The 19,164-nt window shown below is 60.7% G+C and carries 14 protein-coding genes; 11 read left to right on the top strand and 3 right to left on the bottom strand.

All coding sequences use genetic code 11. From position 1 onward, the window contains the following. The first annotated feature begins 129 nt into the window (after window positions 1-129). From LB520_RS25225 to LB520_RS25215, 3 genes are read left to right on the top strand one after another with little or no spacing between them, the layout of a single operon-like run. On the top strand, window positions 130-1,344 hold the full coding sequence (locus LB520_RS25225) for a glycosyltransferase family protein (RefSeq protein ID WP_095765770.1): 1,215 nt from the start codon (window positions 130-132) through the stop codon (window positions 1,342-1,344). A gap of 1 nt (window position 1,345) precedes the next feature. Next, complete coding sequence (locus LB520_RS25220) at window positions 1,346-2,590, top strand: glycosyltransferase (RefSeq protein ID WP_224523651.1); 1,245 nt, start codon at window positions 1,346-1,348, stop codon at window positions 2,588-2,590. Then, the gene (locus LB520_RS25215; protein ID WP_224639752.1) at window positions 2,587-3,735 is read left to right on the top strand and encodes a glycosyltransferase family protein; all 1,149 of its coding nucleotides are present in this window, start codon (window positions 2,587-2,589) and stop codon (window positions 3,733-3,735) included. The genes LB520_RS25220 and LB520_RS25215 overlap by 4 nt, the downstream gene beginning before the upstream one ends. 147 nt (window positions 3,736-3,882) lie before the next feature. Here LB520_RS25215 and LB520_RS25210 read toward each other — a convergent pair whose 3' ends face one another. Beyond that, window positions 3,883-4,557, bottom strand: a complete 675-nt coding sequence (locus tag LB520_RS25210; RefSeq protein ID WP_411969947.1) for a class I SAM-dependent methyltransferase — start codon at window positions 4,555-4,557, stop codon at window positions 3,883-3,885. A 159-nt stretch (window positions 4,558-4,716) separates the two neighbouring features. Here LB520_RS25210 and LB520_RS25205 point away from each other — a divergent pair, with 159 nt between their 5' ends. The 3 genes from LB520_RS25205 (at window position 4,717) to LB520_RS25195 (ending at window position 9,056) form a co-directional block, all read left to right on the top strand. Next, entirely contained in the window at window positions 4,717-7,431 is a 2,715-nt protein-coding gene (locus LB520_RS25205) for an ABC transporter transmembrane domain-containing protein (protein WP_224639751.1), read from the top strand. A gap of 187 nt (window positions 7,432-7,618) precedes the next feature. Beyond that, window positions 7,619-8,068 carry a cyclic nucleotide-binding domain-containing protein gene (locus tag LB520_RS25200; RefSeq protein ID WP_095765767.1) on the top strand — a complete coding sequence of 150 codons (450 nt, stop codon included), beginning with the start codon at window positions 7,619-7,621 and terminating at the stop codon, window positions 8,066-8,068. 133 nt (window positions 8,069-8,201) lie between these two features. Beyond that, the gene (locus LB520_RS25195) at window positions 8,202-9,056 is read left to right on the top strand and encodes an MBL fold metallo-hydrolase (RefSeq protein ID WP_140846255.1); all 855 of its coding nucleotides are present in this window, start codon (window positions 8,202-8,204) and stop codon (window positions 9,054-9,056) included. Window position 9,057: 1 nt separating this feature from the next. Here LB520_RS25195 and LB520_RS25190 read toward each other — a convergent pair whose 3' ends face one another. Both LB520_RS25190 and LB520_RS25185 read right to left on the bottom strand, forming a co-directional pair. After that, window positions 9,058-9,822 carry a polysaccharide deacetylase family protein gene (locus tag LB520_RS25190; protein WP_224639750.1) on the bottom strand — a complete coding sequence of 255 codons (765 nt, stop codon included), beginning with the start codon at window positions 9,820-9,822 and terminating at the stop codon, window positions 9,058-9,060. Then, on the bottom strand, window positions 9,819-10,907 hold the full coding sequence (locus tag LB520_RS25185) for a glycosyltransferase family 4 protein (RefSeq protein WP_224639749.1): 1,089 nt from the start codon (window positions 10,905-10,907) through the stop codon (window positions 9,819-9,821). Before LB520_RS25185 ends, LB520_RS25190 begins: the two co-directional genes overlap by 4 nt. A gap of 75 nt (window positions 10,908-10,982) precedes the next feature. Here LB520_RS25185 and LB520_RS25180 point away from each other — a divergent pair, with 75 nt between their 5' ends. The 5 genes from LB520_RS25180 to LB520_RS25160 all read left to right on the top strand — a co-directional run bounded on the left by LB520_RS25180 (window position 10,983) and on the right by LB520_RS25160 (window position 19,164). Beyond that, window positions 10,983-12,161, top strand: a complete 1,179-nt coding sequence (locus tag LB520_RS25180) for a DUF3095 domain-containing protein (protein ID WP_224639748.1) — start codon at window positions 10,983-10,985, stop codon at window positions 12,159-12,161. A gap of 114 nt (window positions 12,162-12,275) precedes the next feature. After that, a complete protein-coding gene (locus LB520_RS25175; RefSeq protein ID WP_140846259.1) occupies window positions 12,276-13,619 on the top strand; it encodes a nucleotide sugar dehydrogenase in 1,344 nt (447 codons plus the stop codon). Between the two features lie 266 nt (window positions 13,620-13,885). Then, window positions 13,886-15,226: an adenylate/guanylate cyclase domain-containing protein gene (locus tag LB520_RS25170; RefSeq protein WP_224639761.1), complete on the top strand. Its 1,341-nt coding sequence runs from the start codon at window positions 13,886-13,888 to the stop codon at window positions 15,224-15,226. A 147-nt stretch (window positions 15,227-15,373) separates the two neighbouring features. Then, window positions 15,374-17,269 carry an ABC transporter ATP-binding protein gene (locus tag LB520_RS25165; protein ID WP_095765760.1) on the top strand — a complete coding sequence of 632 codons (1,896 nt, stop codon included), beginning with the start codon at window positions 15,374-15,376 and terminating at the stop codon, window positions 17,267-17,269. After that, on the top strand, window positions 17,266-19,164 hold the full coding sequence (locus tag LB520_RS25160; protein ID WP_095765759.1) for an ABC transporter substrate-binding protein: 1,899 nt from the start codon (window positions 17,266-17,268) through the stop codon (window positions 19,162-19,164). Before LB520_RS25165 ends, LB520_RS25160 begins: the two co-directional genes overlap by 4 nt.

Genomic DNA, 19,164 nt, shown 5'->3' with positions numbered 1-19,164 from the left:
CCTTGAGGAATACAAATTGAAAATTTTGCCCTCATGTTTCACAACAGGTCGGTGGGCTCGCGAGGGTGGTTTCGAATCCAGCGGGTCGTCCCCGGTTCTCAACGCGAGAATTCTGAAAGACGTTCAATAATGACGCAGCACGTACAAGACGCTCGAATTCTCATGTATAGCCACGACACGTTCGGGCTCGGCCACTTGCAGCGCTGCCGGACGATCGCGCATTCGCTGGTCGAGGATTTCCGCGGACTTCAGGTGCTGATCATTTCAGGCGCGCCTATCGCCGGCGCCTTCGACTATCGCGCCCGTGTCGACTTCGTGAAGATCCCCAGCGTCATCAAGTTGCGCAACGGCGAATACACCTCGCTGGAAAAGGATATCGATCTGCATGAGACGCTCAGGATGCGGCAGTCGATTATCCGCCACACAGCCGAGACCTTCCGGCCGGAAATCTTCATCGTCGACAAGGAACCGCTCGGCCTGCGCGGTGAGATCGAGGACACGCTGTCCTACCTCAAGACGCGAGGTACCACGCTCGTGCTTGGCCTGCGCGAGGTGATGGATGCGCCGCATCTGCTCGAAGCAGAGTGGGCACGCAGGGATGTGATGCGCAAGATAGGCCTGTTCTACGACAAGGTCTGGGCCTATGGCCCGCCGGATTTCTACGATCCGTTGACCGGCTTGGATGTGCCGCCGGCTGTCAGGGCAAAGATGCGGTTCGTCGGCTTCCTGCAACGGAGCCTGCAGCGGAACGAGTTACCCGGCCACCGGCCCGAGGGCGAGTATATCCTCGTTACCACGGGGGGCGGCGGTGACGGCGCGGAACTGATCCACGACGTCATCGATGCCTATCAGCAGGACCCGCAATTGCAGCATAGGGCGCTGATCGTGCTTGGGCCTTACATGCCGGCGCGCAAGCGCAACAAGCTGCTCAAGAAGGGGTCCAAGATCCCCTGCGTCAAGATGATCGAGTTCGACAACCGCATGGAAGACCTGATTGCCGGCGCCAAGGCGGTAGTGGCAATGGGTGGTTACAACACCTATTGCGAGATACTGTCTTTCGACAAGCCGGCGCTGATCGTGCCGCGCGTCGAGCCCCGCCAGGAACAACTGATCCGAGCTCGGCGCGCAGCCGAACTCGGCCTCATCGAGATGCTTTTGCCGGACGAAGCCAAGGATTCCCAGCGGTTTGCCGATGCACTGGTGGCGCTACCGGACCGGCCCCGCCCATCCCAGAGCAATCCGCATCTGAGGCTGGAAGGGCTGCCTCATATTTCCGAAATCGTTGCAGAACTGCTCGATCGGCGGGCCAGCCCTCACCTTTCGGTCATTGAGGGAATGAGCTGAGTTGCAACGTCGCAAGATCGTCGTGGTTCTGAAGGGCTATCCGCGGCTGTCGGAAACCTTCATCGCGCAGGAACTGCTCGGTCTGGAGCGCGCGGGATTCGACCTGATACTCGTCGCGCTCAGGCGGCCGACCGACGCAAAACGCCACCCCGTGCATGACGAGATCAAAGCGCCCGTCCATTATCTGCCGGAATATCTGCATCACGAGCCGCTGCGCGTGGTTCGCTCGCTGTTTGCCTATCTGCTGCGGCCGGGGTTCTGGCGCGCGCTCGGATCGCTGGCTGCCGATATCCCCCGCGACTTTACGCGCAATCGCGTGCGCCGCTTCGGGCAAGCGCTCGTGCTGGCGGCCGAATGGCCACAAGACGCGGGATGGCTGCATGCACATTTCGCGCACACGCCGGCCTCGGTGACGCGCTATGCCAGCCTGCTTCGTAGTCTGCCCTGGAGCTGCTCAGCCCATGCCAAGGACATCTGGACTTCGGCGGACTGGGATCTGGCCGGCAAGCTTTCCTCGGCGCGCTGGACGGTCACTTGCACGAAAACCGGCTTCGACCGTCTGAACGAACTCGCCAACGGCAACTCGTCCGTGCATCTGAGCTACCATGGGCTCGACCTTGATCGCTTCGGCAGTTTCGGCGAGGCGCGAAAACAGCGTGACGGCTCGGCGCCGGACGAACCGGTCATCATTCTGAGCGTCGGGCGCGCCGTTGCAAAGAAAGGTTACGATACCTTGCTGGAGGCCCTTGCCCTCTTGCCTGGCGATTTGGCGTGGCGTTTCGAGCATATCGGCGGCGGCGAGGAACTGGAACGGCTCAAGGCGCTGGCGCAAAAGCTCGGACTGGATGGACGCGTCTCCTGGAAGGGCGCGCTTGCGCAAGAGGAGGTGCTTGAGCACTACCGGTTCGCCGACATCTTCGCCCTGGCCTGCAGGATCACCGCAAATGGCGACCGGGACGGTCTGCCGAATGTCCTGGTGGAGGCGGCCAGCCAGCGGCTTGCCTGCGTGTCGACCGATATTTCCGGCGTGCCGGAGCTTTTATCGCCGGATGAAACCGGGCTGCTGGTTCCGACGGAAAACCCAATTGCCCTGGCAGAGGCGCTGGAGCGCCTGATCCGTGATCCCGTGCTGCGCGCCCGCCTCGGCGACGCCGCGGAGCAGTGCGTGCGCTGCAATTTCGACCATATGGCTAGCATTGGACAGCTCAAGGAACTGTTCGAGCGGGAGTGGCGGGCCGCCGAATGAAGCGACTGCGCGCTTTCTTCTATGTCCAGCACCTCCTCGGTATCGGCCATCTCGCGCGCGCCAGCCGCATTGCGGCGGCGCTGGTCGATGACGGGTTTGACGTAACCGTGGTGACTGGCGGAGCGTCGATCGCGGGGTTTCCAGGACTGGGTGTAAAATCTGTGTCCCTGCCACCCGTCACCTCCGGTGATGAAGGATTTTCCGGACTTGTCGACCTGCAGGGCAAACCCATCGACGATGATTTCAAGAAACGGCGTTCAGGAATGCTGCTGCAGGCATTCCTGGATTGCAGGCCTGATATCGTCATTGTCGAGGCGTTTCCATTTGGACGCCGGCAGATGCGTTTCGAACTCTTGCCGCTGATCGAGGCCATCGACGCGACGTCGCCCAGGCCGCTGCTGGTGACGTCCGTCCGTGATATCCTTCAGGAGCGCGTCAAGCCGGGCCGAAATGAGGAAACGGTTGATCTCATCAACAGGCATTTCGACCTTGTCATGGTCCACGGCGATCCGGCTTTCGCAACCATCGACAAGACATTTCCGCTGGCTGGGGCAATCAGGGCCGAGGTCACCTACACAGGGCTCGTTGCCGCGCCGCCATCGCCCGCGGCCACCGAGCGCTTCGACATTCTGGTGTCGGTTGGCGGCGGGGCTGCCGGAAGGGGCCTTGTCGGTTCCACCATCGCAGCGGCGCGGAATGCCAACAATGGCTGGAAATGGTGTTTGATCACCGGCCCCAACCTGCCGAAAGACGAGTTTGACGCGATCGCACGCGATGCCCCGCCGGGCCTGTCCATCTTCCGCTTCCGCGAGGATTTTGCCAGCTTGCTGACCGGCGCCCGCCTGTCGGTCTCGCAAGCGGGTTACAACACGGTCTGCGATGTCCTGCGTGCGGGTTGTCGCTCCCTGCTCGTGCCGTTTGCAGCCGGCGGGGAAACCGAACAAACAGTTCGCGCCCTGATGCTCGAAGAACTCGGGCTTGCAACGGTGCTGATGGAAAAGGACCTGACGCCTGAAGGTTTGGCGCAGGCGATCGAACAGGCGCTTGTGGCACCGAGGCCGTCCGCGCATTGTCTCGATCTGGAAGGGGCACGTCACTCGGCGCAAATCCTGTGCGAGCGGCATCGAACACGGTCCCTAAAATGAGGCCCGGTCTCGGAATAGGACATGATCAAGCAGATGGCGGGGCCTAAAGCGCGTCGCGCTGAACCGGATTCAGGCGCCGCGCTTTAAGTCTTTGTTTTGATGCATGTCGTTGTCCTAAAACCGCTACGCGCTTTTGGGCGAAATGCATCAAACAGTTCCAATTAGCATGAAGCGCGAATAATTTTTTGTCGGCAGTTCGCCAGAGAATCGTATCTTCCGCAGCGCCGCCATTGCTTCGAGAGCTGCAAGTGAAGCCACGCAGTTGATGTGCGTCGGCTCGCTGAAATAGTCATTTGATTGCAGCAGTACATTCGTGCCCCGCGGAAGCAGGGCAAGCCAGGCACGCAGATCGGCTATGTGCTCGCAGCTCGTATTGACTATCAGATCGGACGGCCCGGCCGCATAGTCGAGTGCGTACATATCTGCTGTTAGCGCCCGGAACCGGCCGCCGGCTTCCCGGTTGAGGGTCCGGGCAACTGGCGCGACTTCGGGATCGATGTCGATGCTATCGACTGCCGCAATATCGAAGCGGGGGTCGTTGAAAAGCATTGCCGGCAATATGCCGTACCATCCGCCCAGAACCCATATGCGCCCGAAGCGCCCGCCGCAGCTTTCGAACAGCCTGTCAAGCGCCCACATCTTGCAGGCCACCTGCTTGTGGTTGAAGGCGTTGGCGATGTCGGCCTTCGGATGTTTGGCGATGACGCGCGCCAGCCCTGCCACGAGAGGGTGGTTGACATAGGCAGCAATTCCCCGCGTGAGGTCCAAGGCCTGCTCGTGCCCGTCCATGCCGGCATTGCGCGGTTGCGTGACATCCATCATATTCGCCTTGTACGTTGGGATTTCGGGCGACACAACGCAATCTTGCCCCGCCAAGCCGCCTCGCAGGCTTCGAACATGTCGCCGGTGATGATTGCCGATGCGCCGTCCACCAGCTGATGCTTTTACTTTGTTCTTTAAACTGAAGGTCCACAGTCGCATATGGAACCCAGCCTGGCTCGCTATATCTGGACGCACACCAAGAAGCAGCAGCTCTGGATATTGGTTATCGTCTTGCTTTCGATGATCCCGTATTTCATGTCCTTTGACCTGCCGAAGTTGATTGTCAACGGCCCGATCCAAGGTCGCGGCTTCGAGCAGCCGGGCGCGACCCAGCCATTCATGAGGCTACACTATAACCTGCCGTTCATCGGAGAGGTCCAGTTCTTTCCTGGCTTTCAGCTCGACCGCACGACGACGCTGCTTGCCCTGAGCCTTGTGTTCCTCCTGCTGGTCATCATCAACGGCCTGTTCAAATTCTACATCAACACCTACAAGGGCCGCCTCGGTGAACGGATGCTGCGCCGTATCCGCTTCGAACTGGTCGATCGTGTGCTGCGGTTTCCGCCGCGTTATTTCAAGCGCGTGAAATCCGCCGAGGTGGCAACCATGGTGAAGGACGAGGTGGAGCCGCTGGGCGGTTTCATCGGCGATGCTTTCCTGCAGCCGGTGCTGCTCGGCGGCCAGGCGGTGACGGCCATGCTGTTCATCGTGGTCCAGAACTTCTGGCTCGGAATGATCGCCGCCGTGATCGTCTTGATCCAGATCGTGCTGATCCCGCGAATGCGGCGGCGGCTGATCGTGCTCGGGCGCAAACGGCAGTTGACGGCGCGCGCGCTATCGGGCCGCGTCGGCGAAATCGTCGACGGCATCGGCGCGGTTCACGTCCATGATACGTCAAACTACGAGCGCGCCGACATAGCTGCCCGGCTCGGGCTCATCTTCAAGATCCGCTTCGATCTTTACCAATGGAAATTCATGGTGAAGTTCCTCAACAATTTTCTCGCGCAGATCACGCCCTTTCTGTTCTACATGGTCGGCGGGTATCTGGTCATTCAGGGGCGGCTGGACGTCGGTCAGCTCGTGGCCGTGATCGGCGCCTACAAGGACCTGCCCGGACCGATGAAGGAACTGATCGACTGGGATCAGGACCGGCAGGATGTCCAGGTCAAATACCAGCAGGTCGTCGAACAATTCACCGTTGAGGGTCTCATTGCGCCGCGAATCGGGGCACTGACGATCGACGATCCCGGTCCGATGACCAACCCCCTGTCGGCGATCGGCCTGTCAATGGCAGACGATGGCGGTGCAATGCTCCTCGACCGTATCTCTCTCCAGGTCAAGCCCGGTGAGACGGTGGCGCTGGTCAGCACCTCAACAGGTGGAGCGGAGGCGCTTGCAGAGGCCTTCGCGCGGCTGAACTGGCCGGAAAGCGGAAAGGTCGCTTCGGGTGCCGACGACCTGCTTGAACTCCCCGAAGCAGTGACCGGCCGGCGCATGTCCTATGCCTCGTCGGACGTTTTCCTGTTCCAGGCAAGCCTCCGCGACAATCTGCTCTACGGGTTGAAGCATGCGCCGCTGACATCGGTGACTTATGACGGTGCCGCGGCGGACCAGCACCGCTGGAACATCCACGAGGCGCGCCGATCAGGCAACCCGGACCTTGATATCCACAGCGACTGGATCGACTATGCTTCCGTCGGCGCTACCGGCCCGCACGACCTCTTTGAAGCCGTGCGCCAGGTGCTCGACGCGGTTCTTCTGTCGCGCGACATTTTGGATCTAGGCTTGCGTTCTTCGGCCGACCTCACGCGTCACACGGAGCTTGCTGGGCGGATCGTCGAACTGCGTGCGGCGCTGCGAACCCGGCTGGAACACGAAGGATTGAGCGGACTGGTGGTTCCTTTCGAACCGGGCGCCTACAATAAGGAAGCAACGATCGGCCAGAACCTGCTCTTCGGCGCTGCCGCCGGCCCGGAGCTGGCCGACAGGGCTCTGGCGGCCAATCCTTATTTCGCGTCGGTGCTGATGCAAGCCGGCCTCGATCGCATGCTCTACGAAATGGGCATGGATATCGCCAAACAAGCGATCGAGCTGTTTGCCGACCTGCCGCCCGATCACCAGTTCTTCCAGCAGCTCGCCTTCATGAGCGCCGAGGAGATACCCGCCTACGAAACCTTGCTGCAACGGCTCAAGAACCGTCCCTACGAGACGGTCTCGGAGAACGACCGCGCCATGATCGTCACCCTGAGCTTTGCCTATATCGAGCCCCGGCATCGCTTCGGCCTGCTCAGCGACGAATTGATGAACAAGATCGTCGCCGCACGCAACCAGTTCTATGAAGGCCTGCCTCCCGAGCTGCAAAACGCCGTCGAACGCTACGATCCTGCCAAATACATTGCTGCGGCTACTGTCATGGACAATGTCCTGTTCGGGCGTCTGGGCAGCAACCATCCCGATGCGCCGGACCGCATACGCTCCATCGTCTATGATATTCTTGATGAACTGGGGCTTTATGCCGAACTGCTGGATGTCGGCTTGGACTTCAACGTCGGCGCCGGCGGCAGGCGGTTGACCGCTGGACAGCGACAGAAGCTCGATGTTGCCCGGGCCCTGCTCAAGCGTCCCGATTTTCTCATTTTCAACCGGCCGCTGTCGGCGCTCGACCAGCGCGTACAAGAAAAGGTGCTGCAAAACGTGCTCGAGGAAGCCAGACGCGACGGCCGTTCGCCGGCAATTGTGTGGGTCGTGACGAATCCGGCAATGGCGATGATGTTCGATCGCGTTGTCGTCTTCGACTCGGGTCGTTTGGTGGAAGACGGACCACACGAGACGCTTTTGGCGGGGAGCGGTATTTTCAAGGAACTGCTGTCATAGAGCACGGACATTCAGATGGGATCGTTCCGCCGATGGGAACTTGCTGCAAGCTCAAGAGATTAAGGTTTCCAACTGATCAGGCCGCCACGTTCGCGCGGTTCGTCCCGCTATCCGCAAGCAGAATTGATTCCATCTGGATGTCGGTTGTTCTAGTCTGGCAGACGTGAATTTTGGGAGGTTTGCGACAATGCTGCTCAAGGATGAGGTCGGAATGCTGCAACGCGTTCCCTTGTTCTCTGGCATCGAGCCGGCAAAGCTCAAGCTGCTTGCGTTCACATCTGATCGCGTAAGCTACAGCGCCGGCCAGATCCTTTTCCGGCAGGGCGACGAGGGAGACGCCGCCTATGTCATCCTTTCAGGCAAGGCCGATATTCTGGTCGATTCCGAGAGCGGACCGATAAAAGTTGCCGAACTGCTGCCAAATTCGATCGTTGGCGAGATCGCCATATTGTGCAACAGCTCCCGCACGGCCACCGTCAGAGCCGCAAGTCCGGTGGAAGCCTTGAGAATTCGCAAGGATCATTTCCTGAGGCTTATGAAGGAGTTCCCGGAAATGACCGTCGAGATGGTTCGGGTTCTCGCCGATCGCCTAAGCCATACGACCGCGGATCTGATCGACGCACGAAGCGCCAAATAACGAATGATTTGCGCCGATCCTTGCCGTCGTGATGGCACTGACCTCTCATGGACAAGGTCATCAGGAGGAAAACCTGTCTCGCCTAGCAGCAGTTGTTTGGCTACGATGGCCTAGGGGACTATGAAGGGCTTGCATGGACGACGACGTTTTCCTGGTCAGGTTTTGGGGCGTCCGCGGCAGCATTTCGGTATCGGGGCCAGACTTCTCCCGCTATGGCGGCAACACGATCTGCATTGAGATGCGATGCGGCAAGCATACGCTTCTGTTCGACGCCGGCTCCGGCTTGCGGCCTGCCGGCTGGGCGCTTCGGGCGTCGGGCGTGACCGATTTCGACCTGTTTTTCACCCACTGCCATTATGACCACATCATCGGGCTGCCGGCATTTAAGCCGATCTATGACCGCAGCGTCAAAGTCAGGCTTTGGTCCGGGCATCTTGCAGGACGCATGACGACCCGACAGATGGTCGATGAGTTCATGCGGCCGCCTTGGTTTCCGGTGAGACTGGACGTCTGCAAGGCAAGCCTCGACTATTGCGATTTCGTGTCAGGAGACGTGCTTCGGCCGCGTGAAGGGGTGGTGATCCGAACCGGCAGTCTCACCCATCCCGGTGGCTGTATAGGCTATCGGGTCGAATGGGGTGGCCGCGTCGTGGCGGTGATCACAGACACCGAACATGAGTCGGGTAAACTCGATCAGGCGGTGCTCGGCCTAATCGAAGATGCCGACCTCGTCATTTACGATTGCGCCTACACCGAGGAGGAAATGGAACGCTACCGCGGGAACGGGCACTCGACATGGCAACAGGGGGTCAAGCTCTGCGAGGCGGCCCGTGCGCGGGAGCTTGCGCTGGTTCACCACGATCCGGCGCGCACCGACGAGGAACTGGACGAGATCGAGAAACTGGCCAAGAACAGGTTTGCCGGCTCTTTTGCCGCGCGGGATGGTCAGACGCTCGAATTTCCAGTCTTATCGCACAAAGCGGGCTGAGCTATTTTCCTCTGCCGGCGCTGCGCCCGATCAATGTCCTGATCGGATGCCATGCACAGGCTGCATTGCGTGCGGTGACGGCGAAGAGCCGTTCGAGGAAAAGCCAGGCCGATTCATCATGCACGAGATGATGGGTGAGCAGGCCGACCGGTTCGCCGCCGTCGAATGCATGCCGCAATTGCGCGGCGACGGCCTGAACCAATAGGCCATGATCGCGGCAGCCGCGCGTGCCATGCCAATCCATGATGTCGACATTGCTGTTGATGACCGCCAGCGAAGCCGGCCTCGGCGGCCCAAAGACCGACAGTGCCGCAAATCCTATCGACCCAAGGTCGGATACCAAGCCGGCGTCGATCCTGTTCCAGGGTGGCACCAGCATCGGAACGGCACGTGCGCCGTGCAAGCCGGTTATGCGAGAGAGCCCGCGAGCCAGATCATCGAGCACCGCCTCGGGTGGCCGATGCGGGCCGAGTTCCTGCTTTTTCTGGTCCTCGGGCGCATGATTTCGGTGCGCCCAGCCATGGATGGCGACCGTGGCATGCGGCGCCTCGTCAAGCCGGACGACAAGCTTCTCATCAGTCAGGGCTGGAATGACGGCCAGGGTGACCAGAACCCCGAATTCACCGGTGAGGTCGAGCAGCCGATCAAGCGCAGGCGTTGGATCCACGGCGTCATCATCGCGCAGCCAGAACTCTGCCTTACGGTCCGCCCGTTGCCAGCGCGCCAGTTCTTCCAACAAAGGTTGCCAGATCGGATCGGATGTCATGAGACCGGGATCTTCGCAAGAAGTTCGGCCAGACGCGCCGCCGCCGTATCGAGCGAGCGCTCCTCGAGGATGAAACGTCTGGCTTCTGCGGCCATGATGGTTCTTTCGTCGTTACGGGCCAGAAGCCTTTCAATGGCAGAAGCGAACGCCGTCACATCGCCCGGCGGGGTGAGGAACCCGGCCTGGCCATCCCGCACGACCTCCGGCACGCCGGCGATGTCCTGAGCCACCACCGGAAGGCCGGCGGCCTGTGCTTCAAGATAGGCAACGCCATAGGCCTCGCCGAAACCCGGCCAGACGTAAATTCCCCCACTGTAGAGGACATCCGGCACGGCGGCCGGCTCAATCGCGCCGAGCCATTCGATACGGTCGGCGGGCAAGCCGGCGAATTGCGCTTTGACCTGTTCGCGGGCAGGCCCGTCCCCGACGACCGACATGGTCCAGCGCAGGTGACCGATCGAACCGAGCGCTTGCGCCAGCATGCGATAGCTTTCGAGTTTGTCGCCCCGGCGCATCATGGCGATGGTAACAAGGCGCGTCGGACAACCCCGTGCCGGCATTTCACGGAATGCCGATGTGTCGATGAAGGGCGAAAGCGTGCCGAAAGTGGCGCCGGGTACCGCATCCGCCAGTCCCTGGCGGTCCCTTTGCGTGAAGCAGATGTTCAGTGCCGCCTGTTCGACGGCTCGCGTTACCAACGCTTGCGTATCGGCCCACAAACCGGCGTTGCGCCGTCTCGAATAGGAGGCTTCCGCCGTCACATAGGGGACAGCGAAGGCCGACGCCAGCTCGGGCCCGATCAGGTCGGGCGCCTTGTAATAGGGATGATAGGAGAACCAGAGATCGGGCTTGCCGTCACGATCCCAAAGCCTTGTCAGCCTCGCGGCTTCCTCTCGGGCCTCGATCTTGAGCGCATCGAAACTTTTCGGCTCCGGTTCGCGTAGGTAGAAGCGCAATTCGGATGCCAGTTCGACGCTATGCCCTCCATGCTCCAGCGCCTTGATCAGCGTCCGTGCCATCTGGCGATCGCCTGAGGCAACGGGATCATTGGGTGACTTCAGCGGCGCGTAGAAGGCAATTCGCATTGCCGGACCCTATCATCGGAAAGCCGGCGCAAGTCAATTTCGCAGCATGATCGACTTCACCCTTCAAGCAGTGGAATGTGCTATCTGATGCCCATGGAAACAGCTGCCGCGTCCGACCCGTTTGTGGCTTCTCTGCCGGTTTTCGCAAAGTTCGAAAGCGTTGCCGATATCGACAACTATCGGCCTCTCCCCGATGGCTGGGCGCTGGCCACCGCCGACATCGTCGGCTCGACCAAGGCGATCGAGGCTGGGCGCTATAAAACCGTCAATATGGCCGGGGCCAGTGTCATTTCGGCGCTGCTCAATGCGCTGGGTCGGCAAGATTTTCCCTTTGTTTTCGGCGGCGACGGCGCGCTCGTGGCGTTTCCCGGCTCGGCGCTGGAGATCACCCGCAATGCGCTGGCGGCTGTCCAGAGATGGGTGGCGGACGAACTGGACCTGACCTTGCGTGCCGCAATCGTGCCGATAAAGGATATAAGAGCGCAAGGTCTCGACGTTCGCGTGGCGAGGTTCCAAGCCTCCGAAGCGGTCTTCTATGCCATGTTCGCCGGCGGTGGTGGCAGTTGGGCGGAAACCGAGATGAAAGCCGGGCGCTACCGCGTCGATCCTGCGCCGGCCGGCGCGCGGCCGGATCTGACCGGCCTCTCCTGCCGCTGGAACCCGATCGAAGCACGGCATGGCGACATCGTCTCGATCATAGCCATACCGGGTCCGTCGCGCGACTTGCGCGGTTTTCAGTCTCTGGTTTCCGACATCATTGCCCTTGCCGGCAGGCAGGAACGCGATGGCCATCCAGTGCCGGTGAACGGGCCGGCCTACAGTTTTTCGCCCGCCGGCTTCGATCTCGAGGCGAGGGCCGTGGCGCCGGCAGGACGGCGGTGGTTGTCGAAGCTGTGGATATTGTTCCTGCTGACGCTAGCGGCCGTTGCCGATCGATTCGGGTGGACGATCGGTCGTTTCGATCCGAAGGTCTACAAACGCGACGTGGCCAGCAATTCGGATTTCCGGAAGTTCGACGACGGCTTGAAGATGACCATCGACGTTGACTCGGACGTCTTGCAACGGATCGAGAACCGGCTGAAACAGGCGGAAGAGGCGGGCATCTGCACCTATGGCCTGCACCGCCAGAAATCGGCCTTGATGACATGCCTCGTCGCTTCGCCGCTGCAGCGCGACCACCTTCATTTCATCGATGGCGCGGCCGGCGGCTATGCGAGGGCTGCTGCAAGCCTGAAGGCGAAGGTGCCGGTTTGATGACGGCTTGCGGAAACCGATCTTCCGCAATATGCCTCGGCCATGGTCCTTGAGACCAAGTGAGCCTCGCCACGGGAACGGACAGCCTGTCCGAATTGACGGGAAAGCAGATTTTTGGACGCCTCACGATCGATATATGACCATCTTCTAAACCGGATTTCGACGCGCGCTGCACAAGTCGGCGTGATCGGACTGGGCTATGTCGGATTGCCGCTGGCGGTTGCGGTCGCACGCGCCGGCTTCCCGATTTCGGGCTTCGACATCGAAGCCCACAAGGTCGAGAGCCTGAACAACGGCCAATCCTACATCGAGGCGGTGGCGTCGACAGCCCTTGCCGGCCAGGTGGCGAGCGGACGGTTCCGCGCCACTGCGGATTTTGCGGAACTGGCCGTCTGCGAGGTCATCATCATCTGCGTTCCGACACCGCTGACGAAAAACCGTGAGCCGGATCTCTCCTTTGTTAGGAAAACGGCAGGCACCATTGCGAAGCATCTGCGTCCCGGCCAGCTGGTCGTGCTGGAATCGACCACCTATCCCGGCACCACCGATGACGTGATCAAGCCCATACTGGAAGAAACCGGCTTGCGGTCGAAGATAGACTTCTTCCTCGGCTTCTCGCCCGAACGCGAGGATCCCGGCAACCGCAGCTTCGAAGTCGCGACGATCCCTAAGGTCGTGGCAGGCGACGGCATTGAAGCGGCGACGCTCGTGCAGGCTTTCTACCAGGGCGTGGTCAAGACCGTCGTTCCGGTTTCCACCACGGCGACCGCCGAGGCGGTCAAGCTGACGGAAAACATCTTCCGCTCGGTCAACATAGCACTCGTCAACGAGTTGAAGGTCGTGCTCGGTGCGATGGACATCGACATCTGGGAGGTGATCGAGGCGGCAAAGAGCAAGCCCTTCGGCTACATGCCGTTCTATCCTGGCCCCGGACTTGGCGGGCACTGCGTTCCGATCGATCCCTTCTACCTGACGTGGAAGGCGCGCGAATACGAACTGCCGACCCGCTTCATCGAGCTGGCGGCAGAGATCAACACGGCCATGCCACGTCATGTGGTCGATGAACTGGCGAAGGCGCTGGACCGGCGCTGTGGTAAGGCGCTCAGCCGCTCGCGCATTCTCATCGTCGGGCTCGCCTATAAGAAGAATGTGCCCGATATCCGCGAAAGCCCCTCATTGCGGCTCATTGAACTCATCGAGGAATGGGGCGGCAAGGCGGAGTTCCACGATCCGCATGTTACCGAGATACCGACCACGCGGGAGCATATGGCGATCAAGGGGCGCCGCTCGGTCGAATTGACCGAGGCGGCTCTGAAGGATTTCGATGCTGTCGTCGTTGCAACCGACCACGACGCGATCGACTATCAGACGATCGCCGATCACGCCCCTCTGATCGTCGACACACGCAATGTTTTTGGCCGCCTCGGGCTGGACCGAGAGACAGTGCTAAAGGCCTGACGGCATCTGAGCCGGCGAATTTCTTGTGCGGTGTCAGGATCGTGGTTGCACTCCGTCGGCTGACTCGCCACATAACGCCACCGAATACAGATGCATTTATGCCTTCCCCTTGGCCGCAAGGATAGTCATCCGGGATATTCTTCGCCGCTTTTGCCGCCGAGGCCGGCCTTGTTGACTTCGGGTGTCTTATCGTTGGGTCGTTGACGGACTGTGTTATGGCAGATCAGAGGATAATGGTTCCGTCTTCCGACGGGTTTCGAGATAGCATGAGCACATCGTACGCAGAAATTTCCACCATTCTCATGGATAAGGTTGCCGATTGGCTGAACGAATCGGCGCTGGCGGGCAACGACCTGGAAACATTGGTAAATGGCTTTTGCGAACGGCTGGCTGCTGCCGGCCTGCCGCTGAAGCGGGTGCATTTGAGCTTCTCGATGCTTCACCCGCTCTATGACGCGCTTGGCTTCACCTGGGTTCGCGGCCAGGGCATGGAAGTGGAAGGCTTCCGCAAGGAGGCCGGTGTGCCGTCTGAGAGATTCCTGACCAGCCCATACTACCATCTGCTCAGCAATAAGCTCGACCATCTGCGACGCCGGCTCGACCCGTCGGTGGTGTCGGAGTTTCCTGTTTTCGATGACCTCCGGCTTATGGGCATCACCGATTACATGGCTTTCGTCCATCCCTTCAGCGGCAACGCCAGTCAGGGCATGATGGGATCTTGGTCGACCGACAGCGCCGCGGGCTTCAGCGACAGCATGATTTCGGCGCTGCTGCGCATCCAGAGCCATCTCGCTATCGCCACCAAGATGGCGGTGCTCACCAAGCTCGCCGACAACATGATGACCACCTATCTCGGCGGCGACGCTGGCAGGCGCGTTCTTGACGGCCAGATCAAGCGCGGCGAGGGCGATACAATCCGGGCCGCACTGGTAATGGGAGATATGCGCGGGTCGTCGAGGCTCGCCGAAACCTCCGGCCGCGAAGTCTATATCGATACGCTGAACCAGTTTTTCGACGCCGTTGCCGCACCTTTCAATCGCAACGGCGGGCAGATCATGAGTTTCATCGGTGATGGCTTCATTGCCGTCTACCCTTGCGAAAGGCACCGTTCGCAGTCCGAGATCGCCTGCCAGGCTGCGCTTGCGGCCGCGCACAAGGCCAGCGCGCGCATGATGGATCTCAACCTGCGCCGAAAGGAGCAGGGGTTGTCAGACATCAAATTCGGTATCGGCCTGCATGTCGGCAATGTGATGTTTGGCAATGTCGGGCTTAAAGACCGGCTCACATTCTCTGTCTTCGGCTCGGCTGTGAACGAGGTCCAGCGCCTGCAGACCCTGACCAAGAAATATCCGCACAGCGTTCTGGCCAGCAAAGACTTCGCCGGCTATTGCGGCGCCAACAGCTGGCTGACGCTCGGCCACGAGGAACTGGCTGGCATCCAGCAGAAGCTGATGGTGCTTTCACCCGATCTGTCGGGAGCCCTCGTACCCGATGAAGACGGTGCGCCGGAGCCGATTCACGACCGAAGATCGGACGCCGAGCAGGTCATGCTGCTTCATCGCGATGCCGCGCGGATGGCGGCGGGCGACCCGAGTAAGCTCCAGTAAACCGCCGCGATCTGGCCCGATCGCCTTTGGTAGCCAGTTTGGTCGTCGGTTCCGCCACTGGCGACCGCTTCGAATCCAAGTTGCTCTGCGCTGACAATGCGCTAGTCTCGCTTTCTGGGGAGCTGCCAGAGTGGGGCTGGTGTGAGAATGAATTCGAGTGTCGATCTGCTGCGGATCGAAGACGTTGGCATCTCTTTTGCCATCATGGGGGGGCCGTTGCATGCCGTCAGGCGCGCAAATCTTCGCGTCCTGCCCGGTAAGGTTACCGCGCTTGTGGGCGAGTCAGGTTCCGGTAAATCGGTTCTCAGCCAAGCCGTGATGGGCATTTTGCCGAACACAGCCCATGTTCGCGGCCGGATCCTGTTCTCCGATCCTGAAAAGCCCGGCACGACGCAGGATATTCTCAAGATGTCGCGTGATGGGCCCGAAATCCGGGCGTTGAGAGGCAGCCGCATCGGCAAGATCTTTCAGGAGCCGATGACATCGCTGTCGCCGCTCCACACGATCGGCAACCAAGTCAGCGAATCCCTGCAGATTCATACGCCCATGGCTCGGGCGGAGCGCAAGGCGCGGACCGAGGAAATGCTCAGCCTCGTCGGCTTTCCCAATCCCAAGCGCGCCTATGACATGTATCCCTTCGAACTTTCTGGAGGATTGCGTCAGCGCGCCATGATCGCCATGGCGCTTATCTGCCGGCCCGCCCTGTTGATCGCCGATGAGCCGACGACGGCGTTAGACGTCACCATCCAGGCGCAAATCCTGCAATTGCTGCGTGGGCTTCAGACCAAGCTGAACATGGCGATGCTGCTGATCACGCACGACCTCGGCGTGGTCGCCAATGTCGCCGACGAGGTGGTGGTCATGTACCATGGCGAGATCATGGAGGCGGGACCTGTCGAGGCGATATTCCGCCGGCCAGGCCATCCTTACCTTAAGGGCCTGATGGCAGCCGTTCCGCATTTCGACCTGAAGCCTGGCGAAAGGCTAAAGGCGCTACGCGAGGTGCCGGTGAATGTCGGAAACCTGCTCGGCAAGCAGACCGCGCCGGCATCGGAGGGGCCGGACGACATCCTGCTGTCGGTCAGGGATCTGACAAAGACCTTCACCATCCGCAAGTCCGGATGGTTCGGCGGGGATCATCAAACCTCTGTTCGCGCCGTCGACGGTGTGAGCTTCGACATCAGGCGAGGTGAATGCCTGGGTCTGGTCGGCGAAAGCGGTTCCGGCAAAACCACCGTCAGCAAGATCCTCATGCGGGCCGTCACTCCCAGCGGTGGTTCTGTGATCTTCAACAGCCGCGAGGGACCGATCGACGTCCTGGCAGGCGAGGGAGAGGCCTTGCACATGCTGCGCGCGAAAATCCAGATGGTCTTTCAGGATCCGGTTTCGTCGCTTTCACCTCGCATGACGGTGGAGAACATCTTGAGCGAGCCGCTGGAAATCCATCAGCGCGGCAATGCCGCGTCCCGGTTAGCCATGGTCAAGAACCTGATGCAGGCAATCGGGCTCGATCCGCGCTTTATCAAACGTTACCCGCACAGTTTCTCCGGCGGGCAGCGTCAGCGTATCGGCATCGCGCGCGCGCTAGCGCTGGGGCCTGAACTGCTAATCTGCGACGAGCCGGTTTCGGCGCTCGACGTCTCCGTCCAGGCGCAGATCCTGAACCTTCTGAAGGATCTGCAGAAGGAACTGGGACTGACCTACCTGTTCATATCCCACAACCTGGCGGTGGTGGACTACATGGCAGACCGCATCGCCGTGATGTGCGGCGGGCGTATCGTCGAGCTTGCGCCGCGCGAAATCCTGCTCAGGAAACCGATCCACCCCTACACGCGCTCACTGGTCGCCGCAGTGCCTTTCCCCGATCTCGACAGGCCGATGGATTTCAAGACGCTGAAGCTCAGCGGCGCTTCCGACAGTAGCGCCTGGGGACCGCAATTCCGCGACGAGGGCAGCGACGATATGCTATCGCCGCTCGATCTTGGCGGCGGCCACCTCGTGCTGGCCCGGCGTTCGGCCGATGTCAGCGAGCTGCGCCATTGATCAGCCGGCGCACCGTCCTCGGACTCTTGGCTTCGGCATTTGTGCCGAGCACGTTGCACGCCGGCGATCTGGAGCCAGAATTTCTTCAGCCGCTGCTGAAGGCCTTGGCGCTGCCGGCACTCGCCAAACGCCTGCCCAAGAGCCCGCGCGTGGTGAACCTCGCTGCAATGGGCCGGCAGCCCGGCCAGTATGGCGGCACGCTGCGCACGATCATCGGCAGCCAGAAAGATATCCGGTTGATGACCATCTACGGATATGCTCGCCTGGTCGGCTATGACGAAAAGCTCAACCTGCAACCCGACATTCTCGAAAGTTTCGACGTGGCGGACGATCGCGTCTTCACTTTCAAGATACGGGAAGGACATAAATGGTCTAACGGCAGCCTGCTGACGCCGGAGGATTTTCGCTATTGCTGGGAAGATGTCTGGCTGAACGATGAGCTTACGCAAGGCGGGCTCCCCCCGACGCTGCTGGCGGACGGCAAGCCGCCACGCTTCGAGATCGTTGATCCGCTGACGGTCCGCTATAGCTGGGATGCGCCAAATCCCGACTTCCTGCCCAAGCTCGCTGCCGCTTCGCCGCTATCGCTTGTTCTGCCGGCCGCCTATCTCAAGCAGTTCCACAAGAAATACCAGGATCCATTCCGGCTCGCCGGCCTGATGGAGGAGAACAGGGCCAAGAAATGGACGCTCCTGCATATCCGCATGTCTCGGCAGTATCGCCCGGAGAACCCGGAACTGCCGACGCTCGATCCCTGGCAGAACCGGACCAAGCCGCCGGCCGAGCAGTTTGTCTTCGAGCGAAACCCGTTCTTTCATCGAATAGACGAGAATGGCCGGCAACTGCCCTATGTTGACCGGGTAATCATGAATGTGAGCTCGTCGGCGATCATCTCCGCCAAGACCGGTGCCGGCGAGAGCGACCTGCAATGTATGGGAATTGACTTTGCCGATTACTCCTTCCTGAAGGATGCGGAGAAGCGCTACCCGGTGAAGATGCATCTGTGGAAACGCACACAGGGTTCGCGGCTGGCGCTGCTGCCCAATCTGAATTGTGCCGACCAAGTGTGGCGTGGCCTTTTTCGTGACGTGCGCATGCGTCGCGCACTTTCGCTTGCTGTGGACAGGCGCGAGATCAATTTGGCGGTGTTCTACGGATTGGCGCAGGAAAGTGCCGATACGGTCCTGCCAGAGAGCCCGCTCTACCGGCCGGAATTCGCGAAAGCCTGGGTAGCCCATGATCCCGATCAGGCCAATGCGCTGCTCGATGAGGTCGGGCTTCAGACGCGTGACGGTGACGGCTTGCGGATACTCCCCGACGGACGCCCGGCGCAAATCATCGTGGAAACGGCCGGCGAAAGCACACTGGAAACCGACGCGCTCGAACTCATCACCGATCACTGGCGCGAGATCGGCCTCGCCCTGTTCGTCCGGACTTCGCAGCGCGACATCTTCCGCAGCCGCGCGCTTGGCGGCGAGATCATGATGTCGATATGGTCGGGCATCGACAATGGCGTGCCGACCGCCGATATGAATCCGTACCAGTTGGCTCCCACCATGGACGACCAGCTGCAATGGCCGCTCTGGGGTGCTCACTACCTGTCCCATGGCACGCTCGGTGAGGCGCCCGATCTTCCGTCTGTCGTCGAGTTGATGGCTTTGCTCAAGCGCTGGAACGCTTCGACCGGAGCCGCTGAGCGCGCCGAAATCTGGAATTCAATGCTGTCGATCTACACCGATCAGGTGTTTTCGATCGGCACGGTGAACGGAACGCATCAGCCGATTCTGGCGTCCTCGCGGCTGCGCAATCTGCCTGACAAGGCGCTCTACAGCTACGACCCGACCGCCTATTTCGGTGTCTATATGATGGACACATTCTGGCTTGGAGAGTCCTGA

Origin of the sequence: Mesorhizobium sp. CA12 (assembly GCF_020165255.1) — a bacterium.
Taxonomy (GTDB): Bacteria; Pseudomonadota; Alphaproteobacteria; order Rhizobiales; family Rhizobiaceae; genus Mesorhizobium.
The sequence above is the reverse complement of the archived record's forward strand: the minus strand, read 5'-3'. Positions and strand labels throughout refer to the sequence as shown.